At 19.2% G+C, this 25093-nt stretch carries 21 protein-coding genes and 2 tRNA genes; 4 read left to right on the forward strand and 19 right to left on the reverse strand.

Annotated features, from left to right (window positions below; translation table 11 throughout):
• Positions 1–13: 13 nt before the first annotated feature.
• A complete protein-coding gene (djlA, locus tag GJU00_RS00795; protein WP_168893424.1) occupies positions 14–904 on the forward strand; it encodes a co-chaperone DjlA in 891 nt (296 codons plus the stop codon).
• Position 905: 1 nt separating this feature from the next.
• Here djlA and acpS read toward each other — a convergent pair whose 3' ends face one another.
• From acpS to orn, 11 genes are all read right to left on the reverse strand, one after another.
• Positions 906–1277 carry a holo-ACP synthase gene (gene acpS / locus GJU00_RS00800; RefSeq protein ID WP_168893425.1) on the reverse strand — a complete coding sequence of 124 codons (372 nt, stop codon included), beginning with the start codon at positions 1275–1277 and terminating at the stop codon, positions 906–908.
• 46 nt (positions 1278–1323) lie between these two features.
• Complete coding sequence (gene era, locus GJU00_RS00805) at positions 1324–2151, reverse strand: GTPase Era (protein ID WP_168893426.1); 828 nt, start codon at positions 2149–2151, stop codon at positions 1324–1326.
• A gap of 25 nt (positions 2152–2176) precedes the next feature.
• Entirely contained in the window at positions 2177–2857 is a 681-nt protein-coding gene (rnc, locus tag GJU00_RS00810) for a ribonuclease III (RefSeq protein ID WP_168893427.1), read from the reverse strand.
• A 49-nt stretch (positions 2858–2906) separates the two neighbouring features.
• Positions 2907–3704, reverse strand: a complete 798-nt coding sequence (gene lepB, locus GJU00_RS00815; RefSeq protein ID WP_168893428.1) for a signal peptidase I — start codon at positions 3702–3704, stop codon at positions 2907–2909.
• 79 nt (positions 3705–3783) lie between these two features.
• A complete protein-coding gene (lepA, locus tag GJU00_RS00820; protein ID WP_168893429.1) occupies positions 3784–5574 on the reverse strand; it encodes a translation elongation factor 4 in 1791 nt (596 codons plus the stop codon).
• Positions 5575–5636: 62 nt separating this feature from the next.
• The gene (locus GJU00_RS00825; RefSeq protein WP_168893430.1) at positions 5637–7679 is read right to left on the reverse strand and encodes a M3 family metallopeptidase; all 2043 of its coding nucleotides are present in this window, start codon (positions 7677–7679) and stop codon (positions 5637–5639) included.
• Between the two features lie 103 nt (positions 7680–7782).
• Positions 7783–8538 carry a 23S rRNA (guanosine(2251)-2'-O)-methyltransferase RlmB gene (gene rlmB / locus GJU00_RS00830; RefSeq protein ID WP_168893431.1) on the reverse strand — a complete coding sequence of 252 codons (756 nt, stop codon included), beginning with the start codon at positions 8536–8538 and terminating at the stop codon, positions 7783–7785.
• Between the two features lie 65 nt (positions 8539–8603).
• The gene (gene miaA, locus GJU00_RS00835; protein ID WP_168893432.1) at positions 8604–9548 is read right to left on the reverse strand and encodes a tRNA (adenosine(37)-N6)-dimethylallyltransferase MiaA; all 945 of its coding nucleotides are present in this window, start codon (positions 9546–9548) and stop codon (positions 8604–8606) included.
• Positions 9549–9556: 8 nt separating this feature from the next.
• The gene (gene mutL, locus GJU00_RS00840) at positions 9557–11278 is read right to left on the reverse strand and encodes a DNA mismatch repair endonuclease MutL (protein WP_168893433.1); all 1722 of its coding nucleotides are present in this window, start codon (positions 11276–11278) and stop codon (positions 9557–9559) included.
• 41 nt (positions 11279–11319) lie between these two features.
• Positions 11320–11393 (reverse strand) — tRNA-Gly (locus tag GJU00_RS00845).
• 68 nt (positions 11394–11461) lie between these two features.
• Positions 11462–12010, reverse strand: a complete 549-nt coding sequence (gene orn / locus GJU00_RS00850; RefSeq protein WP_168893434.1) for an oligoribonuclease — start codon at positions 12008–12010, stop codon at positions 11462–11464.
• 108 nt (positions 12011–12118) lie between these two features.
• Between orn and asd the strand changes: the two genes are divergently transcribed.
• Complete coding sequence (gene asd / locus GJU00_RS00855) at positions 12119–12991, forward strand: archaetidylserine decarboxylase (protein WP_168893435.1); 873 nt, start codon at positions 12119–12121, stop codon at positions 12989–12991.
• A gap of 19 nt (positions 12992–13010) precedes the next feature.
• Here asd and epmA read toward each other — a convergent pair whose 3' ends face one another.
• Positions 13011–13985, reverse strand: a complete 975-nt coding sequence (gene epmA, locus GJU00_RS00860; protein ID WP_168893436.1) for an elongation factor P--(R)-beta-lysine ligase — start codon at positions 13983–13985, stop codon at positions 13011–13013.
• Positions 13986–14009: 24 nt separating this feature from the next.
• Complete coding sequence (gene efp, locus GJU00_RS00865; protein ID WP_168893437.1) at positions 14010–14576, reverse strand: elongation factor P; 567 nt, start codon at positions 14574–14576, stop codon at positions 14010–14012.
• A 65-nt stretch (positions 14577–14641) separates the two neighbouring features.
• Between efp and GJU00_RS00870 the strand changes: the two genes are divergently transcribed.
• The gene (locus GJU00_RS00870) at positions 14642–15619 is read left to right on the forward strand and encodes a KamA family radical SAM protein (protein WP_168893438.1); all 978 of its coding nucleotides are present in this window, start codon (positions 14642–14644) and stop codon (positions 15617–15619) included.
• Positions 15620–15718: 99 nt separating this feature from the next.
• On the opposite strand, the gene groL is transcribed toward GJU00_RS00870, so the two are convergent.
• Together groL and GJU00_RS00880 are read right to left on the reverse strand one after the other, a co-directional pair.
• On the reverse strand, positions 15719–17362 hold the full coding sequence (gene groL / locus GJU00_RS00875; RefSeq protein ID WP_168893439.1) for a chaperonin GroEL: 1644 nt from the start codon (positions 17360–17362) through the stop codon (positions 15719–15721).
• Positions 17363–17437: 75 nt separating this feature from the next.
• Positions 17438–17728 carry a co-chaperone GroES gene (locus GJU00_RS00880; RefSeq protein WP_168893440.1) on the reverse strand — a complete coding sequence of 97 codons (291 nt, stop codon included), beginning with the start codon at positions 17726–17728 and terminating at the stop codon, positions 17438–17440.
• A gap of 298 nt (positions 17729–18026) precedes the next feature.
• Between GJU00_RS00880 and GJU00_RS00885 the strand changes: the two genes are divergently transcribed.
• A tRNA-Phe gene (locus GJU00_RS00885) sits at positions 18027–18099 on the forward strand.
• A 96-nt stretch (positions 18100–18195) separates the two neighbouring features.
• Here GJU00_RS00885 and GJU00_RS00890 read toward each other — a convergent pair.
• From GJU00_RS00890 to carA, 4 genes are all read right to left on the reverse strand, one after another.
• Positions 18196–19521, reverse strand: coding sequence for an OmpA family protein (locus GJU00_RS00890; RefSeq protein WP_168893441.1), 1326 nt, complete (start codon positions 19519–19521; stop codon positions 18196–18198).
• 87 nt (positions 19522–19608) lie between these two features.
• Positions 19609–20598: a CAF17-like 4Fe-4S cluster assembly/insertion protein YgfZ gene (ygfZ, locus tag GJU00_RS00895; RefSeq protein ID WP_168893442.1), complete on the reverse strand. Its 990-nt coding sequence runs from the start codon at positions 20596–20598 to the stop codon at positions 19609–19611.
• A 63-nt stretch (positions 20599–20661) separates the two neighbouring features.
• Entirely contained in the window at positions 20662–23886 is a 3225-nt protein-coding gene (gene carB, locus GJU00_RS00900) for a carbamoyl-phosphate synthase large subunit (RefSeq protein ID WP_168893443.1), read from the reverse strand.
• Position 23887: 1 nt separating this feature from the next.
• Positions 23888–25045, reverse strand: coding sequence for a glutamine-hydrolyzing carbamoyl-phosphate synthase small subunit (gene carA / locus GJU00_RS00905; RefSeq protein WP_168893444.1), 1158 nt, complete (start codon positions 25043–25045; stop codon positions 23888–23890).
• Positions 25046–25093 lie beyond the last annotated feature (48 nt).

Consider the following 25093-nt stretch of genomic DNA (forward strand, 5'->3'; position numbering starts at 1 on the left):
TATTGAGGAATATATGTTTTCTTATTTAGAATTATTATTCTTTTTAATAAATTTAGTTATTAACTATTATATAAGTTTTAATTTATTAAATATAATAATAATTATATTAATTAGTTTTATAATTAATAAAATAATAAAATTTTATAATAAAAAATATAATTTTAACTGTATTAGTAATACAAGAAAATTATTTCTTCAAATAAATTTTGAAGTTATGGGTTATATCAGTAAATCTAAAGGTTTTATTAGTAATAATGATATAAATTTTGCTGTTAAATTAATTAAAAAAATGAATTTAAATAATGAAGAAATAATTTTTGTAAAAAAAGCATTTAAAAATGGGAAAAAAATAAATTATCCTTTAATTTATAAATTAAATAATTTAAATTATTTAATTTATAAAAACAAAAATTTAATAAATAAATTTTTAGAAATACAAATTGAATTATCTTTTATAAATAATTTTTTACATTATAATACTAAAAAAATCTTAAATATTATTTTTCAAGAACTTAATATTTCATCCAATAAGATTTTATTTATAATAAAAAAATTAAAATTTAAAAATAATTTTATTAATGAAAAAGATTTATTTTTTTATAATTTTTTTCAAGAAAAAAGAAAAAAATATTCTAATAATACTTATAATTTTTATGAAGAAAAAAATAAATTTCAAAATAAAAATGATTATAAGTTAGAATTAGATAAAGCATATAAATTATTAGGAATTAATTATAATGATAATTTATTAACTATAAAAAGAGCATATCATAAACTAATTAGTAAATATCATCCAGACAAATTAATATCAAAAGGATATTCATCTAAACAATTAGAAATAGCAAAAATTAAAACACAAAATATACATAAAGCATATAGTATTATTAAAAAACATATAACATAAACTAAATATTATTTTTTTCAATTATAACTATTGCACAAGCATATTTTTTTTCATCTGAAAATGAAACATGAATATTATATTTATAAATTATATTTTCTAAAAATTTTAATTTTGGTTTACCCATAGTAAAATTAGATAATTCTATTTGACTAAAAAAAATCTTACTAGAAATACTAGTACTTAAAGCTTTTATTGCTGCTTCTTTAACTGAAAAATATTTTGCTAAAATCTTTATTTTATTATTACTTTTTTTATATATAGATAATTCATATTTAGTTAATATTTTATATGCAAAACGGTCACCAAAACGTATAAAATTTTTTTTAATTCTATTTATTTCGATAATATCAATACCAATACCAATAATTTTCATATTTATAATTTTAACTTTAATTTTAATATATTTATTATAAAAAATATTATTTTACTTTTATCCATAAATTTATATTTATTTTTTTTTTAAAAAAATTTTTTATATTTTTTTCAGATCTATATTTAATTAATTTTAGTATTATAGAATTTTTACCTATTATTATTTTTTTTTGTCTTATGTTATTTATAAATAAAAAAATATTTATTTTATCTGGTAAATTTTTTAATTTTTTTGGATAATTTATTTTAATTATTATAGAATAAGGTAATTCTTGATGAATATATTTTATAATACTTTCTCTTATAATTTCTTTCAAAATAAATTTTTTTGTTTGATTAGTAATATAATTATTAGGGTAATAATGTTTTTTTTTAGGTAATTTTTTACAAATTATATTATTAATATTATTAGTATATAATTTATATTTAGCAGAAATAATAAATAAATAAACAAATTTAATTTTTTGTTTAAGAAAACTAATATAAGGTAATAAAATATTTTTATTATTTAATTTATCAACTTTATTAATAATTAAAATTATTGGTATAGTAATTTTATTTAAAATTTTCGTAAATTTTTCTTCTATATAATTCCATTTATTACGATCTAAAATAAAAAAAATATAATTATATTTATTATTTTTTAATAAATCTAAAATTTTATTATTATAAAATATATTTCCTGGAGTATCAATATATTCTATTTGATAAGATTTTTTATTATATATACCTATAATATTATTATTAGTAGTATTTATTTTATGAGAAATTATAGATATTTTTTTTCCTATTAAGGTATTTAATAAAGTAGATTTTCCTACATTAGATCGCCCTATAATTAAAATACTACCATAGTATGAAGATATTGTTTTCACAAAAATAACCTTTGTTATAAAATAATTATTCTAAACCAAGTTTTTTTAAAGCTTTTTCTGCTGCTGATTGTTCCGCTTTTCTACGACTAGATCCTATTCCTATAATTATAGTTGATATACCACTAATTTTACATTGTATAGTAAATTTTTGATTATGTACTTCACCATTTATTTGTATAATAAAATAATAAGGTAAAGGAAGATGTGACCTTTGTAAATATTCTTGTAATCTTGTTTTAGGATCTTTCTGATTATTACCTGGTAATATTTTTTTTAATCTAATCTGATACCACAATAAAATAATTTTTTCTACAACTTTTATATTACTATCTAGACAGATACTACCAATTAAAGCTTCCATTGTATCAGCAAGTATAGATTCTCTATTATATCCTCCATTTTTAAATTCTCCAGGACCTAAAAATAAATATTCTCCTAATTTAAATTCTCTTGCAATACTTGCTAATGTATTTCCTCTAACTAAGGTAGCACGCATACGACTCATATTTCCTTCATTTACATCAGGAAATTTATTATATAATGCTTTAGCTATGATATAACTTAATATAGAATCTCCTAAAAATTCTAATCTTTCATTATGTTTACTACTTGCACTTCTATGTGTTAAAGCTTGATATAATAAATCTTGATGATTAAACATATAACCTAATCTTTTTTGCAATTGATTAATCATAATAAAATTCACATAATTGTATTTTAATCTATTATATAAAATAAGTAGTATTTTTAATAAATTAATTAACTTTATGTATTCGATTAAATCTAATTTTTAACAACCATGAATTTGATTTTTTTTGAATATTTAACCAAATTAATATAGCTTTTCCTAATAAATATTTTTCATGAACAAAACCCCAATATCTGCTATCCAAACTATAATCACGATTATCACCCATAACAAAATAACATTTATTTGGAACAATCCATGTATATAATGGAATATTCTTCTGTTTATATATATTTGATGTTTCACTTTCTAATTCAGGAATGAAAAATATTATATGTGATAATTTATTTATATATTCTGTATATTGAAAAAATCTTAATTTTCTAAAAATAGAATATTCTGTTGAATTTTCAGAAGTATTAATAAATGATGTTTTGTTTTTATTTTCAAAAACTTGAATAAATTTACTTTTTTTAAGTTTTTTATATATAAAAACATTTTGTTTTATATATTTTCTATTATACAATGTAATTTGTTTATTTTTATAATTATAAACAATGATATCTCCTGGTAATCCAATAATTCTTTTAATATAATTTATTTTAGTATTTTTAGGATATTTAAAAACTACTACATCTCCCCTTTTAGGTAATTTATTTTTAACAATAATTTTATTATTTAAAGGATTTTTAATTCCATAAATAAATTTATTTACTAAAATAAAATCACCTTCTAGAAAGGTAGGGATCATAGATCCTGATGGTATATAAAAAGGTTCATATATAAAAAAACGAACTATAAAAATTAATATTATTATAGGTAATAGGGAACTTATTTGTTTTATGAAATATTCTTTTTTTAACATATATTTTACATAATTAAGGTTAAATATATTTTTTATAAAAATAAAATAATTTAAAATTTTTATTTTAGAATAAAGTAAATTATTTAGTAGTTTTTAGTACAGAAAGAAAAACTGAAGATGGTAATTTTACATTACCAATATTTTTCATTCTTTTTTTACCTTCTTTTTGTTTCTGAATTAATTTTTTTTTTCTACTAATATCTCCTCCATAACATTTAGCAATTACATTTTTACGTAATTGTTTTATATTTGCACTAGAAATAATTTTTTTTCCAATTGCAGCTTGAATTATAATATTAAACTGTTGTCTGGGAATTAATTTTTGAATTTTTTCTACTAATATTTTACTATAAGAATAAATGTTATTTTTATAAGTTATTGTTGTTAATGCATCAACACGTTTTTTATTAATTAAAATATGAATACAAGTTAAATTAGATTTTTTAAATTTTAAAAAATTATAATCTAATGATCCATAACCTTTTGTAATAGATTTTAATTGATCAAAAAAATTTATAATTACTTTAATCATAGGTATCTCGAAAATTAGTATAACTTGATTTCCATGATACATTATATTTTTTTGTATACCATTTTTAGTAATACATAATTGAATAATTTTCCCGATATATTTTATTGGAGCAAGTATTTTACATTCTAAAATTGGTTCTCTAATTTCTTTTATAAAATGAGATGGAGGAAATTTAGATAAATTATCTATATATAAAAGATCTTTATCTATTGTTTCTATTTCATATTTTACAGAAGGCATAGTTGTAATAATATTTATATTATATTCTTTTAATAAACGTTGTTGTACAATTTCCATATGTAATAAACCTAAAAAACCACATCTATATCCATGTCCTAGTATTTCTGAATTTTCTGGTTCAAAAAATAAAGAAGAATCATTTAAACTTAATTTTTTTAATGCATTACTAAAAATTTTATATTCATCTGATATTATAGGAAATAAACCAGCAAAAACTTTAGGAATACTTTTTTTAAATCCTGGTAATAATATATTAGATGGTTCTGTATATGATGTAATAGTAGCTCCAACTGGAGCTTCATTTATATTTTTTATACCTAATACTATCCAACCAACATCTCCACATTTTAATATATTTAAATCTATTTTTTTCGGTGTAAAAATACCTATTTTTTCTACAAAATATTTTTTTTTAGTATTTAAAATAATTATTTTCATTCCTTTATAAATTTTACCATTTTTAATACAAATTAAAACTATAACTCCTAAATATTTATCAAACCATGAATCTATAATAAGAGCTTGTAAAGAAATATGAATATTACCTTTAGGTGAAGGAATATTTTTAATTAAATCTTCTATTATTTCGGTTATTCCTAATCCATTTTTAGCTGAACATTTAAGAATTTTTTTAGACTTAATACCTATAATATTAGATATATCTTTTTTTATTTTTTCAATATTTATAGTTAATAAATCAATTTTATTAATAACTGGTAATACCTTTAATCCCATTGTAATAGCTGTATTATAATTAGATAAAGTTTGAGCTTCTATTCCTTGTGAAGCATCTATTAATAATAAAGCTCCTTCACATGCAGCTAAAGATCTGGAAACTTCATAAGAAAAATCTACATGTCCAGGAGTATCAATAAAATTTAATTTATAAAAATTATTATTTTTTGCTTTATAATTTAAAGATACACTTTGTGCTTTTATTGTAATACCTCTTTCTCTTTCTAATGACATACTATCTAATACTTGTGAGATCATTTCTCTTTTAGATAAACCACCACAAATTTCAATTAGTCTATCTGCAAATGTTGATTTACCATGATCAATATGAGCAATAATTGAAAAATTTCTTATATTTTTCATAAAATAATTTTTTAAAAACCTATAAATATAGAAAATTAATTTTTATAATATTAATATATTAATTATGTTTTAATTCCTCTTTGTATAAGTAAAGAATTAATATTTAATTTATTACCTCGAAATTTTTTAAATAAAATAATAGGATCTTCAGAACTACCTAAAGATAAAAGATTATTTAAAAATTTTTTTCCTATTTTTAAATTAAATAATCCATTTTTTTTAAAATATAAAAAAGCATCTGCAGCTAATTGTTCTGACCATAAATAACTATAATATCCAGCAGCATATTCTCCTCCAAATATATGATTAAATACATTAGTATATTTATTCCAAATAGGAATAGGAGATATTGTAATTAAATTTTTTCTTATTTCTTCAATTAAATCTGATATTTGATTATTTTTTTTTAAATTAAATTCTTTATGTATCCTTATATCAAATAAACTTAATTCTATTTGACGCATAAGAGATAAAGCAGAATTATATTTTTTAGATTTAATTAATTTATCCATCATATCTACTGGAAAATTATTTTTATTTTTATAATGTTGTGAAATTAATTTTAAAGATTCATGTTCCCAACACCAATATTCCATAAATTGACTAGGGAATTCCACAATATCTAAGGGTATTCCATTAATTCCTGATATATTAGGTATATTTATTTTTGAAGTAATATGATGTAAAGCATGACCAAATTCATGAAATAAAGTTAAAACTTCATTATGATTAAGTAAAAAAAAATTATTAATAGAAGGAGTAAAATTACAATTAACATAAGCTATTGGATATTGAAGTATTCCATTTTCTTTTAATATTCTTGATTGACATATATCCATCCAAGCGCCACTACGTTTTTCTGAACGTATATATAAATCAAAATAAATACTACCATATAATTTATTATTAGAATTAAACACATCAAAAAATATAATATTATTATGCCAAACTGATACTTTTCTTTTTTTAAAACTTAAACCATATATTTTTTTAATAATTTTAAACATTCCTTCCATTACAATATTAATTGGAAAATAATTACGAATAATATTATCATTTATTCCATATAAATAAAATTTATATTTTTCTGCAAAAAATGATATATCCCATGGATCTATTTTAATTAAATTATATTTTTTTTTAATAAATTTTTTTAAATTTAAAACTTCTTTTTTAGCTTGTTTTTTTGATAATTGTATTAATTTATATAAAAAATCTAAAACTTTGTAAACTTTTTCAGCAGATTTAACTGCTAAAGATTGTTCAGAATAAGAATTATATCCTAATAAATTTGATAATTTTAAACGTAATGATAATTCTTTTATTATAATAGGTTCATTATTAAATTTAGATGAATTAAGATCTAAAGAAGATGCTCTTGTATTATACATATAATATATTTTTTTTCTTAAAATATTATTTTTACAAAATGTTATAATTGATAAATAAATAGGAATATCTAAAGTAATTAAATATCCTTTTTTATTTTTAAATAAAGCATTTTTATGCATAATACTCATTATATGATCTGGTATTCCATCTAATTCTTTTTTATTAAGAATATTTTTTTCCAATTTTTGAGTACTATCAAAAATATTATTATTAAAAGTATTTTGTAATTTTAATAAACGATTAATAATTTGGACATATATATTTTTTTTTTCTTTAGATAATAAAATTCCTGAAAGTTTAAAATCACGTATTATATTACTAAGAGATCTAATTTTTAATTTATCAAAATTTAAATTTTCTTGATTATTTTGTACTTGTATATAAGCATTATATATACATTTATTTTGCTTAAACCATAAATTATAATTAGTTATTATTTTAATAATAATTTCATAAATTTTTCTTATTTCACTATTATTACAAACATAATTTAAATGATTTATTGGTGAAAAAATACGATATAAATTTTCATCTAATTCTAAGATTTTTTGACAGAAATTATTCCAATTATAATTATTTTTATGTTTGTTTAAAATTCTATTTATTTCTTTTTTAGAATTATTAATTGTAATTTTTATTGCAGATAACATGCAATCATGAGTTATTTTATCAAAAGGAGGTAAAAGGAAATCAGATAATAAAGGATTATTCATAATAAATTTCCAATGTATGTATACATATAATTAAATAATAAAAATATTTATTAAATAATAAGTTTATTTAATAAATTATATTTTATATAAATTAGTAATAAAATTAAAAAATATTATTTTGTCTAGTTATTTCAAATAAACAAATTCCAGTAGCTACAGAAACATTTAAAGAATTTAAATTATTAAACATAGGTATAGAAAATAATAAATTACAATTTTTTTTAATAATAGGTCTTATTCCTTTATCTTCAGATCCAATAATTAAACATATTGGATATTTTAATTTATTATCATAAATAATATTACTTTTTTTATTATTATCAGCTCCAATAATATAAATTTTATTAGATTTAAAAAAATTAATAATATTGATTAAATTTTTTACAAAAATTATAGGTATATATTCTGATGTCCCACAAGATATTTTTTTTACAATAGCATTAATTTTAACAGAATATTTTTTAGGTAAAATAATCATATTAACACCAAAAGCAACAGCACTTCTAATACATGCACCTAAATTATGAGTATCTGTAAGACGGTCTAAAATAAGAATAAATATCTTTTTTGATTTATTTATAATTTTATAAATATCTTTTTCTTTAAAAGATTTTGATATATTTATTATCCCCATAATTCCTTGATGGATACTATTATTAGTTTTTTGATCTAACCATTTTTTACTAACTTTATCTATGTTAATATTATATTTATTTATATATAAAAATAATTCTTTAATTCTATTAGATTTTTTTTTACTATTTAAAATAAATATTTTTTTTAAACAAAAAGGATTTTTTTTTAAAATACTAATAACAGAATGTATACCAAAAATAATATCTTTCATATTATTAATCATTATTTTTATAAATTAAATATATTATAATATAAAAATCTAATTTTAAATTTTTTATTTAAAATAAATTATTTTTTTTTAATAAATTTTGTAATATAATCATAAGCCTTATAAATATATTTACTATCAAACCAATATATATTTTTCCAATAACGTAACCAAGTTAATTGTTTTTTTGCTAAATGACGTGTTGCAATAGTAGTTTGTTGTATCATTTCATTATAATTAATTTTATTTAAAATATATAAAAACATTTGTTTATATCCAATACAACGTATTGCCGGAAAACTAATTTTTAAATATTTATTTTTAATAAGATTTTTTACTTCTTCTTCAAAACCTAATTCTAACATTTTTAAAATTCTATCTTCTATATTTTTATATAAAATTTTACGATCAAAATAAGTTAATCCAAATTGATATATATCATAGGGAATTTTATTACCTGGAATTTTTTTTATTTCACTTAAAGTTTTTCCTGTTAAAAAAAATATTTCCAAAGCTCTTAAATTTCGTTGTATATCATTACAATGGATTTTATTTGCAGATACAATATCAATTTTTTTTAACATATCATGATATGATTTATATAATTTGTTTTTTATTTTATTAGTAATTATATTACGTATTTTAAAATTAGATGCAGGTAATAAAGGAGACATAGTATTAATTAATATATTATAATAAAACATGCTTCCTCCAACTAATAAAGGAATTTTCCCTTTTTTAGTAATTTTATCCATAATATTTAAAACATCATTATAAAATTCTATTACAGAATATGTTTGATAAGGTTCTTTAATATCAATTAACCAATGTTTTGTATAAAAAGTATCATTTTTTTTTGGTTTATCTGTTCCTATATTTAATCTTTTATAAATTAAAGAAGAATCTACGCTAATTAATTCAACGGGTAAAATTTTAGCTAATCTACTAGCTAAATAAGTTTTTTTAGAAGCTGTAGTGCCCATTAAAAAGATAGCTATTGGTAATTTTTTATTTTTTTTATTCATAATAAAAATTATATATTAATTATATAAAATAATTTTTTTATTGAAAAATTATTTTTTTCTAATTTTAATAATTCTAATTCCATTAATAAATTTATAATTTTTGAAGAATTCCATTCTTCATTTATATTAATCATATAATTAATAATCCATTTTTTAATTTTATTTAAAGAAATTATTTTTATATTTATAAAATACTTTAATAAATATAAAAATAATTTTTTTACATTATAATAGGATAAAAATATAGGTACATATAAAATATGTATTATATCTTTTTGATTTATTTTTAATTTAAAACCTAATTTTTTTAAAAAATTTTTTATTTTATATAAAATACAATATTCTTTTTTTTCTATATTTATGAATATATTAATCTTAATACTATTTATAATATTTTTATTTTCTAAATGTAATTTAAATTTTGTCTTTAATAATAAAAAAAATATTTCTTTTATTAAAATAAAATATAAAAGATTATTTTTTTCTATGATAATATAAGTATTTTTTAAAACTGTTAAAAATTTACCAAAATTTTTAAAATTAAAAATTGGCAAGTTTTCTAAATATACTAAATTTTTTTTTTTTATTTTATTAAATAATAATTGATTTTTTACAGAAAGTTTGTTTTGAGTAAAAAAATACTCTACATTTCTTAATTTTAATTCATTTTTGTTATTATTTTTTATTAAATTAATATTTATATCATTATTAATTTTTTTAATAAAATTATTATCACATAGTAATTTTGTTATATTTTGAAATATAAAATTATATATTATTTGTATATTATAAAAACATATATCATTTTTTTGTGGATGTATATTTATATCAATTTGATTAGGTTCTATCTTTAGATAGAAGATGAAAGAAAATTTGTAATTATTATTAAATTTATTATATAATATTTCTTTAATAATACGACAAATAAAATTAGTATATACTATACGATTATTAACATAAAAATATTTAAATAAATTATTTATTAAATTATTTTTTTCATATATAATTATCCAACCATATAATTCTAATTTTTTATTAATAAAATTAATTTCTAATGAATTTTTTAAAAAATTATTACCACAAATAACTTTTATACGATTTATATAAGAAATATTATCTGTTACTTTTTTAAAATTATAAATAATTTTATTATTATATACAAATTTAATTCCTATACCAAGTCTCATTAAAATTACTTTTTTAATTATATTTTTAATATAAATAAACTCTATACTTTCATTAGAAAGAGATAATCTTCTTGCAGGAAAATTATAGAAAAGATCAGATAAAATTATAGTTGTCCCGATTGGATGAGAAATTGGTTTTAAATAAATTATTTTTTCATTAAATCCTTCTGTATATAATTGCCAAGCAATTTTTTGTTTAAATGTTTTAGATGTAATAGTCATTCTAGATATAGCTTTTATACTAGTTAAAGCTTCACCTCTAAAACCAAAACTCTTAAAAGAATCTAAATCATTTAAATTAAATATTTTACTTGTAGCATGTTTTTTTATACATAAATTTAAATTTTTTTTATTCATTCCTATTCCATTATCATTTATATAAATATATTTAATTCCTCCTTTTTCTATAAATAAATTTATTTGTGAAGCTTGAGCATCAATACTATTTTCGATTAATTCTTTAACTACAGTTGCAGGTCTATCTATTACTTCTCCAGCAGCAATTCTTTTTATAACATTTTTTGGTAAAATTTTAATATGCATTATTTTTAATATTAATAAAGGAATTTATTTACTTAAAATAGAGCGGGAAACGAGATTCGAACTCGCGACCCCAACCATGGCAAGGTTGTGCTCTACCATACTGAGCTATTCCCGCTAAATATAAATAATTTAATTAATAATATGTAATTTCAGTTTTATTTGTCAATATATTTATATAAAATATTATTTATTATTAAAAATAAAATTTTTATAAAATTTTAATTCATTTATAGATTCATATATATCATAAAAAGCACTATGTTTGTTTTTTTTCTTCTTTAAACGAGAATAAATTATAGGGTTCCATCTTTTCACAAGTTCTTTTATTGAACTAACATCAATATTACGATAATGAAAATATTTTTCTAGTTTAGGCATATAATTATATAAAAATATACGATCTTTATAAATACTATTACCACATAAAGGAGTACTGTTAGGTTTAATCCACAATTTTAAAAAATTTAAAATATATATTTCTGCTTTTTTTTCATTAAATTTACTATTTTTAATTTTTTTAATTAAACCAGTTTTTTTATGTATATTTTTATTCCATAAATTCATATTATTTAAAATATTATCTGTTTGATATATTGGTATAACTATTTCTTTATTTATAATTTCTAAATTAGAGTTAGTAATAATAATTGCAATTTCAATTATACGGTCTAGTTTAGGATTAAGACCTGTCATTTCTAAATCTAACCATATTAAATTATTATCTATTTTCACAAATAATATCCTTATATTAAATTTTTTATAAAAATTTAAATTTTAAATACTATTAAATAATATTTTTTTGTATTATATTTAAATATTTCATAAAAGATTATTTATAAAATGAAAAAAAAAATTTATTTATATATACAAAATATATTACCACAATTTTTAATTACAAAATTTTTTAGTTATTTTTCAAAAAAAAAACTTAGTATAATTACTACTTCTATAATATTTTTATTTATTAAAATATATAAAATAAATATGAAAGAAGTAAAATATCCTAATATTTTTCATTATAAAACTTTTAATAAATTTTTTATAAGAAAATTAAATATGAATAAAAGACCAATTGATAATAATAAAAATCATATTATTCAAAATACAGATGGAACAATTAATGAAGTAGGTATTATAAAAAAAAATACACTTTTTCAATTTAAGGGTTGTAATTATTCTCTTTATAATCTTATAGGGAAAGATTCTAAAATAAATAAAATTTTTACTAATGGATTTTTTATAAATGTATATTTATCACCTAAAGATTATCACAGAGTACATATGTCTTGTAATGGTACTTTATTAAAAATGATATACATTCCAGGAAAATTATTTCCAGTTAATAATATAGTATCTAATAATTTATGTAATCTATTTATTTTAAATGAAAGAGTAATCTTTATTTTTAAAACATCTTTTGGATTTATAATAAAAATTTTAATTGGTGCTCAAATAGTAGGTGGAATTTATACTTCTTGGTATGGTTCAGTTATTTCTTCTAGAACAAATAATATTAAAATTTGGAATTGGCCATACATAAATAATTTTTATAAAAGAGATTTTATTTATTTAAAAAAAGGTGAAGAAATGGGTTATTTTAATATAGGATCAACTGTTATTACTTTATTTCCTCCTAAAACAATTAAATTTAATCCTATATTAAAAAAAGGATTAAAAATTAAAATTGGAGAATTATTAGCATATATTATTTAAAATAAAAAATTATTATATACTAAGAATTTTTTATAGAAAAACTAATAGATTTATGAATAGATTTTGTTTTTAATAAGAACATAATAAATCTATCTAAACCTATAGCCATACCTGAATAATTTGGAAGACCATATTTCATTGCTTTTAACAAATAATTATCTACCCTCTTTAAGGGTAAACCAATTAATTTTCTTTTATTATTATCTTCATTAAATCTTTTTTTTTGTTCTTTATAATTAGTTAATTCGTGAAATCCATTACCTAATTCAACTCCCTTAAAAAATACTTCAAATCTATTCGCTATATTTTTATTTTTTTTATTTATAGTTTCAGTAGTTTTTTGTGATGATGGAAAATTATATATTAATGTTGGAGATATAAATCCTAATTTAGGTACAATATATAAATCAAATAATAGTTGTACATAATCATCTTTTACAAAAAAATTATTATTTTTTTTTTCTTTTACAAAACCTATTTTTTTTACTAAAAATAATAATTTTTTTTGATTTATATTAAAAGGATTTATTTTTAAATATTTTAAAAAAATTTTTTTATATGAATAATTTTTAATTTTATTAAATCCAAATGTTATAAAAAAATGATTAACTTCTAACATTAATTGTTTTAAATTATAATTTTTATGATACCATTCTAACATAGTAAATTCTGGATTATGATATCTACCAAATTCTCCATTACGGAAACTATGACATATTTGATAAATTGAATGATTTATTCTAGATGCAAGTATTCTTTTCATATGATATTCAGGACTAGTAATTAAAAATAATTTTTTTTTATTTTTAAAATGAAAAAAATTTGTATTAAATTGCTGTAAATAAATATTTGTATTTTCAAATTTAGTTAATATTGGTGTTTCTACTTCAATAAAATTTTTTTTATCAAAAAAATTTCTTATTTTTTTTATTATAGTAGCACGTTGAATTAAATCATTTATTTTAGCACTAGTTAAGTAATTAAAGTTTTTCATATTATTTTAAAATTAATAATTTTATTATTTAAATCGAGAAATATATTTTTTTTTTCTTGTATCAATTTTAATTACATCTCCAATTTTAATAAAAGATGGAACTTTTATTATTTCTCCATTACTGATTATAGCTTTTTTATTATTATTTATAATACTTCCTTTTAAAATTATACTTGTATTTATTACTTTTAATTTTATAAAATTAGGTAATGTTAAAAATATAGGTAATTGATTCCAAAATGTTATAATATAATCATATTGAGAAATTAGCCATTTTTTTTTTTTTTTTATAATTTTATTATTAATAATAGTTTGTTCAAAATTATTTTTATCCATAAAATAATAAAAATAATTTTTTTCATTATATAAATATCTTAATTTTTTTTCTAGAATATCTGCAGTATCTAAATTATCAGTTGATTTAAAAGTTTTATCAATTAATTTTTCTGTAATTAAATTTCTCATTTTTATTCTTACAAATGCTTGTCCTTTCCCAGGTTTAACAAATTCATTAGATTCAATAATATAAGGTTGATTTAAAAATATAAATTTCATTCCAATCTTAAAATTATTACTACAATAGTTAATCATGTTTTCTTTTTTTTTTAAAAATATTAATTTATAATAATATTATATTTATAAAATAAAATTATTCTATGAAAGAATTATGGTTAAAACAATTATCTAATAATATTGATAATAATTATGATCTTATTAAGATATTAAAAATTAAAAAAGAGGATAGTCATCCATTTTTATATAAAAAAAATAATATATTCTTTAAAGTTAAAATACCTTTAATTTTTATAAAAAGGATTGAAAAAAAAAATTATAAAGATCCAATCTTATTACAATTTATTTTTAATAAAAAAGAATTAATTAGTCATAACAAATATAATAATCATCCATTAAATGAATATTTTATTATCCCAGGTATGATACATAAATATAAAAATAGAGTATTAATATTAATTACAGGAATTTGTGCAGTACATTGTAGATATTGTTTCCGTAAAAATACTAAACATATTAATTCAATTAAAATATGTGACTGGAATAAAATAATTTATTATATAAAAAAAAATTTAGAAATTAATGAAATTATTTTTTCTGGAGGAGATCCATTAATTTTAAATGATAGTAAAATTAATTTACTTCTTAATGATATAAAAACAATATCTCATATTAAAATATTAAGAATACATAGTAGATTATTATGTATTCTTCCTGAAAGGATTTCTATAAATTTATTAAAAATATTTAGTAAATGTAAATTTCATATTGTAATAGTGACTCATATTAATCATCCTAATGAAATTAGTGAGAAATTATCTGATAAAATTTATTCTTTAAGAAGAATAGGAATAACTATTTTTAACCAAAGTGTTTTATTAAAAAATATAAATGATAATCATAAAATTTTAATTAAACTAAGTAATACTTTATTTAGTATTGGAATTATTCCTTATTATTTACATCTTTTAGATAAAGTAAATGGTAGTAAACATTTTAATGTTTCTGAAAATAAAGCGAAGAAAATTATGAAAAAAATATTATTATCATTATCTGGTTTTTTAGTTCCTAAATTAACTAAAGATATTTATGGAGGGAAAAATAAAAAATTTATTATTTAAAATAATAAAAAAAGCTGTGCTATTAATGCACAGCTTATATTAATATATTAATAGAATTATAGTTTAAATAAATTTAAAAATTTTTTTAACAAAAACAAATTACATCATACCACCCATACCTCCACCCATACCACCTGTTGGTGTTGATATTTCTGATTTTTCTTCTTTTGGTAAATCAGTAACCATACATTCTGTTGTAATCATAAGACCCGCTACAGATGCTGAATATTGTAATGCTGATCTTGTAACTTTAGTTGGATCTAAAATACCAAATTTAATCATATCTCCATATTCTTCGTTTGCAGCATTATATCCATAATTACCATGACCATCTTTTACATTATTTGCTACTACTGATGGTTCTTCTCCTGCATTAGAAACTATTTGACGTAAAGGAGCCTCCATTGCTCTTAAAGCTACTTTTATACCCATATTCTGATCTTCATTTTGACCAGTTAAATTTATTAATTTAGCAGCTACACGTACTAATGCAACTCCACCACCTGCTACAACACCTTCTTCTACAGCAGCTCTAGTAGCATGTAACGCATCTTCTACTCTAGCTTTTTTTTCCTTCATTTCTACTTCAGTTGCAGCACCAACTTTTAAAACAGCTACTCCACCTGCTAGTTTTGCTACTCTTTCTTGAAGTTTTTCACGATCATAATCAGAAGTTGCTTCATCTATTTGTTGTCTTATTTGATTAACACGCCCTGAAATATCACTTTGTTTTCCAGTACCATCTATAATAGTTGTGGTATCTTTATTTATAACTATACGTTTTGCTTGTCCAAGATCTTCTAATGTAGTTTTTTCTAATTCTAAACCAATTTCTTCTGAAATAACATTACCACCGGTAAGGATAGCAATATCTTGTAACATAGCTTTACGACGATCTCCAAAACCAGGAGCTTTAACAGCAGCAACTTTTACTACACCGCGCATAGTATTAACAACTAGTGTTGCTAATGCTTCTCCATCAACATCTTCAGCTATAATTAATAAAGATTTACTTGATTTAGCAACCATTTCTAAAACTGGTAAAATTTCTCTAATACTTGAAAGTTTTTTATCTACTAAAAGTATATAGGGATTATCAAGTTCTACAGTACCAGATTCAGATTTATTAATAAAATATGGTGATAAATAACCTCTATCGAACTGCATACCTTCAACAACATCTAATTCATCTTGTAATCCTGTACCTTCTTCAACTGTAATTACTCCTTCTTTCCCTACTCTTTCCATTGCTTGTGCAATTAAATTACCTACAGTTTCATCCGCATTTGCAGAAATAGTTCCTACTTGAGCTATGGATTTTGAATCAGAACATGGTACAGAAATTACTTTTAATTCTTCTACAGCGGCAATAACAGCTTTGTCTATTCCTCTTTTTAAATCCATAGGATTCATACCAGCAGCAACAGCTTTTAAACCTTCACTTACAATAGATTGAGCTAATACACTAGCAGTAGTTGTTCCATCACCTGCAACATCATTAGCTTTAGATGCAACTTCTTTAACCATTTGTGCACCCATGTTTTCAAATTTATCTTCTAATTCTATTTCTCTAGCAACTGTTACTCCATCCTTAGTTATAGCTGGTGCTCCAAATGATTTATCTAATACTACATTTCTACCTTTTGGTCCAAGTGTAATTTTAACTGCATCTGCAAGTACATTTACACCTTTTAACATTTTTACACGTGCATCATTCCCAAATTTTACATCTTTAGCTGCCATTTTAAATATTCCTTAAATTCATTTATATTAAATTAATTAAATTTTTTAAAAAATTTTATTTAATGACAAATTTTGTTATTTAACAATAGCTAAAATGTCATTTTCAGACATTATAAGAACTTCTTCATCATCAATTTTTTCTGTTTTAACACTATAACCATCATTAAATATAATTGTGTCTCCTTTTTTTACATCTAATGGTTTTACAACACCATTATCTAATATACGTCCTTTTCCTACGGCTAGGACTTCTCCTCTAGTAGATTTTCCAGCAGCAGAGCCTGTTAATACAATCCCTCCTGAAGATTTAGATTCAACTTCTTTCCTTTTTACAATAACACGATCATGTAATGGACGAATATTCATTTAATAATTCTCCTTTTAAGAAGTTTAACTATTATAAATTAATATTAATTTATTTTAAATAATGTGCACTGAAAGATAAGGACATATAGTCCTTGTTTCAAGTACTATTTTAAAAAATTTTATTTATAAAAAAAAATTTAAAAAAAAACAATAAAAATAATTCATATATTAATATGATGTTATCATAATTCATAATAATTAATCATTTATATAATAATTTTATTTCATTTTTTTAATAAAAAATATTGACGTTTACTTATAAATATTGTCATAATAAGAACATATTTTTTTTATATATGCCCGAATAGCTCAGTTGGTAGAGCAGTGGACTGAAAATCCCCGTGTCGGTGGTTCAATTCCGCCTTCGGGCATGTTAAAGTTTATTATACAAAATATTTTTTATATTTTTTTATTATAAATAAAAAATGCAGAAAATTTATATTTTCTGCATTTTTTTTATTTATAATTTATATAAAAAAATTACTTATTATTTCATTTATTAAATATAATTCCTTTTGTATTTGATAAATTTTTTTAAATTCTCTTCTATAAATAGAATTACATGAATAACTAAATTTTTTATATATAAAAAATTTATTATTATGATTATTCATTTGATTATTTAAGTAATCATCATGATCATAATTATGATCCATTAAAGAATGTTTTTTATATAAAATATTTTTTTTAATAATTTTAGGAGTTTTTAAAATTTTTATTTCTACATAACGATCTATAACTAAACAATTTTTTAAATTTTTATAATTTTTTATTTTTTGACAATTTTTATTAATGGACAAATTACTACCTAATCCTTTAATAAGAATTATTTTATTAAATAAATCTTTATTTTTTAATGATAAATATTCAGCAATTTTTTGAGCTCTTTTTTGTGATAAAGCATAATTATTATCATTATCTTTTTCTAAATAATCAGAATGACCTAAAATAATTATTTTAGTTTCATTATCTTTATCTAAATTTTTATTTTTAATATTTTTATCTAATATTTTATTTAATTTTTTTCTATTTTGTTTTCCCAAAATACTTTTATTAAAATTAAAATAAACTTTTGTTTTTGATAAAACATCATCATTACTATAATTATTATAGTAATGTGTTTTAGCTTTATGTATTAAATTTTTAATTGAAGGTAAATGATATTTATCAGTAAAATTATATACTAAACTAATAGTAAACATGGAATTATTTGTTTTTTGGCCTAAATTATTAATATCATTATTTCCTATTTTCCCGGAAAATTGATACTCTACTCTTGATGAAAAAAATCTATTTATTTGAAATTCTCCTCCCATTACTATTAATGGATATAAACCATATTGTATATTATTTATATTTTTTCTATAATAATTATTTTTATTATATTGTTGATTAATTGATTGAGTAAATAAACCACCTAAACGACTATATAAATATATATTTTTATACACAGGATATCTGATATTGGATGTTAATTGTATTCCTTTAGATTCAAAAAAATTTATAATTCCTTCTTCCTTAATATTTTTTTTAATAGCTCCTAACCAATCAAAACCTAGTTCAAAACCTAAAAAATTATTTGATTGATATCCAAAAAATACTCCAGTTCCTATTTTATTAAAAACATTATATTCTTGATTATCAATATCTTTCCCTAATAATTTAATATGATCATATCTTGATAAACCAAATTTAGAACCAAAATACCAATAATCTTGAAAGTTAGATTCAGCATTTGCAACATTATAAATGTTCATTATAATCATAATAAAAATAATAGTTATTTTTTTCATTTTTATATAAACCTTTCATTATTAAATGAATAATATTCAAATTTATATTTCTAAATATTTTACTTATTTATTTAAAAATTTACAATTTTAAAAAATTTTAATAATAGAAAAAATACTTTTTTGATCTCTATTTAATCTAATTAAAGAATATTTTAAAATATTATTTTTTAATATAACTTGTATCCAAATTAAATTAGACTTAAGTACTAGTGATTTTAAAATAATACTACCTCTTATTATTTGCCATTTTTTAGTTTTATGATTTTGTATTTCTAATAAATCATTATATAATGGTAAAAAATTAGCTTTACCTTCTAGTAAAAATAATTTTTTATTTTGTTTGTTTTTAAATTTTAAAGTACTAATTATTTCTTGTCCTAAATAACAACCTTTATTGAAATCAATAGCATGAAATTTTTCCATATTACTTTGTTGAGGAAAAAATAAATTACAGTTATGATTAACATCAATAATAGGAAATCCTATCTTCATATAAAATTTATTCCAAAAATTATTATTTATAATATAAATTATTTTTTTAGGGTAAAATTCTTGCATAAAAACTTTAATATTTTTTTGCGATAACACTAAAAAATAATAATAATTAGAATAACAAAATTTTAAGAAAATATCTTTTTTAAAAAAAAATAATGTTTTTTTAGTTGATAAAATATTATTTTTTTTAAAAATTTTAGAAATAATTGTTTCTAAATTTATACTTGATAATCCAAAAATTTTTTCTTTTGAATTTAAAAAAATTTTTATATTATAAAATGTAGTATATTTTTTAATATTTTCTAAATATACGTCTAATATATTTTTTTGAATAATATATTTATAATAATTATCAGAATTTTTTAAAATATGCATATTTGTTAATATTCTTCCTTGAGAATTACAATGTAAAGCATTTAAATAATTTTTATTATCTAATTGATTTATATTAATAGTTAATTGATTTTGTAAAAAAATTTTACTATCAGGACCTTTGATATTTAAAATTTGTAAATTATTTAAATTAAAAATCTTTAATAAATTATTTACATTATATTTTTTTTTTTCAATATTATTTAACATATAATTTTATAAAAATAACGTTTTTAAAAATTAAAATATTTATTATTAAAATAATAAAATTTTTTATTTTAATAGAAAACTATGTAATTCTTGTAAAGAAAATATTCTTTTTTTAAAATTATTTTTCATAGCCATTACACTGGCTATAGCTCCATTAATAGTTGTATTATAATAAACATTATTTTTTAAAGCTAATATTCTAATTAAATTAGAATTATTAGTTAATTTTTTTTTTTCTCCAGTATTAATTATATAAGTATATCTTTTATTTTTAATAAAGTTAACTATATTTGGTTCTTTTTCAGTAGATTTTCTAACTTTTTTAACTAATATATTTAATTTTTGTAAAAACTGAGCAGTACCATATGTTGCTTCAATTTTAAAACCATAATTTATTAATTTTTGTACTATTGGAAAAATAAATTTTTTATCTTTATTTTGTATAGATATTAATATAATACCTTTTTTTTTTATAAAAATTTTAGTTCCTAACATTGCCTTATAAAATGCTTCAGCAAAAGAAAATCCAATACCCATAACTTCTCCTGTAGATTTCATTTCAGGACCTAATATAGGATCTATATTATCAAATTTATTAAAAGGTAACATTACTTCTTTTACGGAAAAATATGGTGGAATAATTTCTTTATTAAGATTTAAATCTAATAAAGTTTTACCTACCATAACTAATGCACCCATTTTTGCTAATGGTATATTTATTGCCTTAGAAATAAACGGTACTGTTCTAGATGCTCTAGGATTAACTTCTATTATATAAATTTCTTTATCTTTTATAGCAAATTGAATATTTATTAATCCACATACATTAATTCTAGTAGCTAGTTGCTTTGTTTGAATTTTAATTTTATTTAGAATATTTTTACTTAAAGTACGTGTCGGTAAAGAACAAGCAGAATCTCCAGAATGAATTCCTACATATTCAATATGTTCCATAATACCTCCTATAAAAATATTTTTTCCATCACAAATAGCATCAACATCAACTTCTATAGCATCTTTTAAAAATTTTTCTAATAAAACAGAAATATTATTATGTATATTTAATAAATAATAATTTTTTAAATTTTTTTCATTATATATTATTTCCATAGATCTTCCACCTAAAACATAAGAAGGTCTGACTATAATAGGAAAACCTATAATTTTTGCTTTTATTAAAGCTTCATTAAAATTATTTACTATATAATTAGGAGATTGTTTTAATTTTAAAGAATTAATAATACATTGAAATTTTTTTCTATCTTCAGCAAGATCTATAGATTCTGGACTAGTACCTATAATATTAATATTTTCTTTTTTTAATTTTTTAGCTAAATTTAGTGGAGTTTGTCCCCCATATTGTATAATTACTCCTTGTGGTTTTTCTATTCTAATTATTTCTAATACATGTTCTAATGTAATAGGTTCAAAATATAAACGATCAGAAATATCATAATCAGTAGATACAGTTTCTGGATTACAATTAATCATAATTGTTTCAAAATTATTTTTACGTAATATTATTGATGCATGTACACAACAATAATCAAATTCAATGCCTTGCCCTATTCTATTAGGACCACTTCCTAAAATTACAATTTTTTTTTTATTTTTACTAGGTTTAGCTTCACATTCTATTTTATATGTTGAATATATATAAGCAGTATCTGTTTTAAATTCTGCAGAACATGTATCAACCCTTTTATATACTGGATGTATATTTAATTTATATCGTAGTTTTCTTATTTTATTTTCAGATATATTTAATAAATTTGCTAATCTAGCATCAGAAAATCCTTTTTTTTTTAAATTAAAAAAATTTTCTTTATTATATAAATACTTAATACCTATTTTTTTTACTTTATTTTCAATAATAATAAGATCTTTTATTTGTAATAAAAACCATTTATCTATTTTTGAATAATGATAAATATCTTTTATTGACATATTTAATCTTATAGCATCTGCAATAAATCTGATTCTATCAGGACCAGGATTTTTTAATTCTTTTATAATTAAATTAAAATTTTTTTTATTCTTAATTAAATTAATTTTAGAATTAAAACCATTAATTCCTGTCTCTAAACTACATAATGCTTTTTGGATTGATTCTTGGAATGACGTACCTATAGACATAACCTCGCCTACTGATTTCATTTGTGTTGTTAATCGATCATTAACATTATAAAATTTTTCAAAATTAAATCTAGGTATTTTAGTAACTATGTAATCAATAGAAGGTTCAAAAGCTGCAGTAATATGATTACTTGTTATGTCATTTACTAATTCATCTAATGTATATCCAATAGAAAGTTTTGCTGATATTTTTGCAATTGGAAACCCTGTTGCCTTAGATGCTAATGCGGATGATCTTGATACACGAGGATTCATTTCAATTACTACTAATTTTCCTGTTATTGGATTAACAGCAAATTGAACATTAGCACCTCCTGATTCCATTCCAATAGAATTCATAATTAATATTGAAGCATTTCTCATTATTTGATATTCTTTATCAGATAAAGTTTGTGCTGGTGCTACAGTAATTGAATCTCCTGTATGAATACCCATAGGATCTATGTTTTCAATAGAACATACAATAATAGAATTACTATTTTTATCTTTTATAACTTCCATTTCATATTCTTTCCATCCTATTAATGATTCATCAATAATTAATTCATGATTTGGAGATAAATTTAAACCATTTTTACAAATTTTTTTAAATTCTGTTATATTATTTGCAATTCCTCCTCCACTTCCTCCCATAGTAAATGATGGTCTAATAATACATGGAAAACCAATTTTTTTAATATTATTTAATGCTTCATCCATATTATGGATAATAAATGAATTAGGTAAATTAAACCCTAATTCTTTTATAATATTTGCAAAAGATAGGCGATTTTCTGCTTTATTTATAGTTTCAATTGATACTCCAATTGTATTAACATTAAATTTATTTAAAACATTATTTTTTTCTAAATCTAAAATACAATTTAATGCTGTTTGACCTCCCATGGTTGGTAAAATTACGTCAGGTTTTTCTTTTTCTATGATTTTAGCAATACTTTCCCAATTCATAGGTTCTATATAAGTAATATTAGAAATATCAGGATCAGTCATAATAGTAGCAGGATTAGAATTTACTAAAATTAAATTATATCCTTCTTCTTTTAAAGCTTTGCATGCTTGTGTTCCTGAATAATCAAATTCACAAGCTTGACCAATAACAATTGGTCCTGAACCTAAAATCATAATATTTTTTATATCAGTACGTTTTGGCATTTTATAATCTCTTATATTTTTTTTTACAATATATTTGAATTAATTTTATAAAATAATCAAATAAAATAGATGCATCATGTGGACCAGGACTAGCTTCAGGATGTCCTTGAAAACCAAAAACAGGTTTATTAATCAAACGAATTCCTTGTATAGTATTATCAAATAAAGATTTATGTGTGATTTCTATATTTTTAGGAATATTCTTTTTATCAATAGTAAAACCATGATTTTGAGTAGTAATTAATACTTTATTATTTTGTAAATCTTTAACAGGATGATTACTTCCATGATGACCAATATCCATTTTTTTAATTTTTGCTCCACTTGCAATTGCTAATATTTGATGACCAAAACAAACACCAAAAATTGGAATATTTGTTGTTAAAATTTTTTTTACTGTATTTATTATAGAAAAACAAGGAGTAGGGTCTCCTGGACCATTAGATAAAAAAATACCATCAGGATTTAATAAAATTATATTTTCATAACTAGTAAAAGCTGATACAACAGTAATTTTACATTTTCTATCTATAAACATTTTTAAAATACTTGTTTTTACACCAAAATCTAATATTATAATATGCATAGAAAATTTATAATGTTTAATTACTTTAATATTTTTATTACCTTTAATCCAAGAATAATTTTTTTTTGTTGTAATATCTTTAATTAAATTTAATCCTTGTAGTCCATTATACTTATTAATTTTTTTAATAATATTTTCATAATTAAAATATTTTTTGGTAACAATTAATGCTATTTTTTTAATTTTTTTATTACGTATTAATCTAGTTAAATATCGAGTATCTATCCCTTCAATAGCAACAATATTATTTTTTTTAAGAAATACATCTAAATTTTCAGTACTACGATAGTTACTTGATATTTTTGATAAATTATTAATAATAATTCCTTTTAAATAAATTTTTGATGATTCATTATCTTCTAAATTTGTACCTACATTACCAATATGTGGATATGTAAAAGTTACAATTTGTTTATAATAAGAAGGATCAGTAATTATTTCTTGATAACCAGTAATAGCTGTGTTAAATACTATTTCTCCTATAACTATTCCATTAACTCCCACAGATTTTCCAAAAATTTTAGTTCCATCTTCCATTAATACTATGGCTTTATTATTCAATTCATACTCCATAATTTATATAAAATACATTAAAATAATTATGTATTATTTATATATTTA

Source organism: Enterobacteriaceae endosymbiont of Donacia simplex, assembly GCF_012568645.1.
Lineage (GTDB): Bacteria > Pseudomonadota > Gammaproteobacteria > Enterobacterales > Enterobacteriaceae.

Bases quoted from the DNA above. Each gene is read 5' to 3' on its own strand.
- lepA (WP_168893429.1), bottom strand. From the start codon at position 5,574: ATGAAAAATATAAGAAATTTTTCAATTATTGCTCATATTGATCATGGT.
- GJU00_RS00870 (WP_168893438.1), top strand. From the start codon at position 14,642: ATGAAAGAATTATGGTTAAAACAATTATCTAATAATATTGATAATAAT.
- GJU00_RS00825 (WP_168893430.1), bottom strand. From the start codon at position 7,679: ATGAATAATCCTTTATTATCTGATTTCCTTTTACCTCCTTTTGATAAA.
- lepB (WP_168893428.1), bottom strand. From the start codon at position 3,704: ATGTTAAAAAAAGAATATTTCATAAAACAAATAAGTTCCCTATTACCT.
- epmA (WP_168893436.1), bottom strand. From the start codon at position 13,985: ATGAAAAACTTTAATTACTTAACTAGTGCTAAAATAAATGATTTAATT.
- rlmB (WP_168893431.1), bottom strand. From the start codon at position 8,538: ATGATTAATAATATGAAAGATATTATTTTTGGTATACATTCTGTTATT.
- carA (WP_168893444.1), bottom strand. From the start codon at position 25,045: ATGGAGTATGAATTGAATAATAAAGCCATAGTATTAATGGAAGATGGA.
- GJU00_RS00890 (WP_168893441.1), bottom strand. From the start codon at position 19,521: ATGAAAAAAATAACTATTATTTTTATTATGATTATAATGAACATTTAT.
- miaA (WP_168893432.1), bottom strand. From the start codon at position 9,548: ATGAATAAAAAAAATAAAAAATTACCAATAGCTATCTTTTTAATGGGC.
- mutL (WP_168893433.1), bottom strand. From the start codon at position 11,278: ATGCATATTAAAATTTTACCAAAAAATGTTATAAAAAGAATTGCTGCT.
- groL (WP_168893439.1), bottom strand. From the start codon at position 17,362: ATGGCAGCTAAAGATGTAAAATTTGGGAATGATGCACGTGTAAAAATG.
- GJU00_RS00880 (WP_168893440.1), bottom strand. From the start codon at position 17,728: ATGAATATTCGTCCATTACATGATCGTGTTATTGTAAAAAGGAAAGAA.
- efp (WP_168893437.1), bottom strand. From the start codon at position 14,576: ATGATTAACTATTGTAGTAATAATTTTAAGATTGGAATGAAATTTATA.
- acpS (WP_168893425.1), bottom strand. From the start codon at position 1,277: ATGAAAATTATTGGTATTGGTATTGATATTATCGAAATAAATAGAATT.
- djlA (WP_168893424.1), top strand. From the start codon at position 14: ATGTTTTCTTATTTAGAATTATTATTCTTTTTAATAAATTTAGTTATT.
- carB (WP_168893443.1), bottom strand. From the start codon at position 23,886: ATGCCAAAACGTACTGATATAAAAAATATTATGATTTTAGGTTCAGGA.
- ygfZ (WP_168893442.1), bottom strand. From the start codon at position 20,598: ATGTTAAATAATATTGAAAAAAAAAAATATAATGTAAATAATTTATTA.
- asd (WP_168893435.1), top strand. From the start codon at position 12,119: ATGAAAAAAAAAATTTATTTATATATACAAAATATATTACCACAATTT.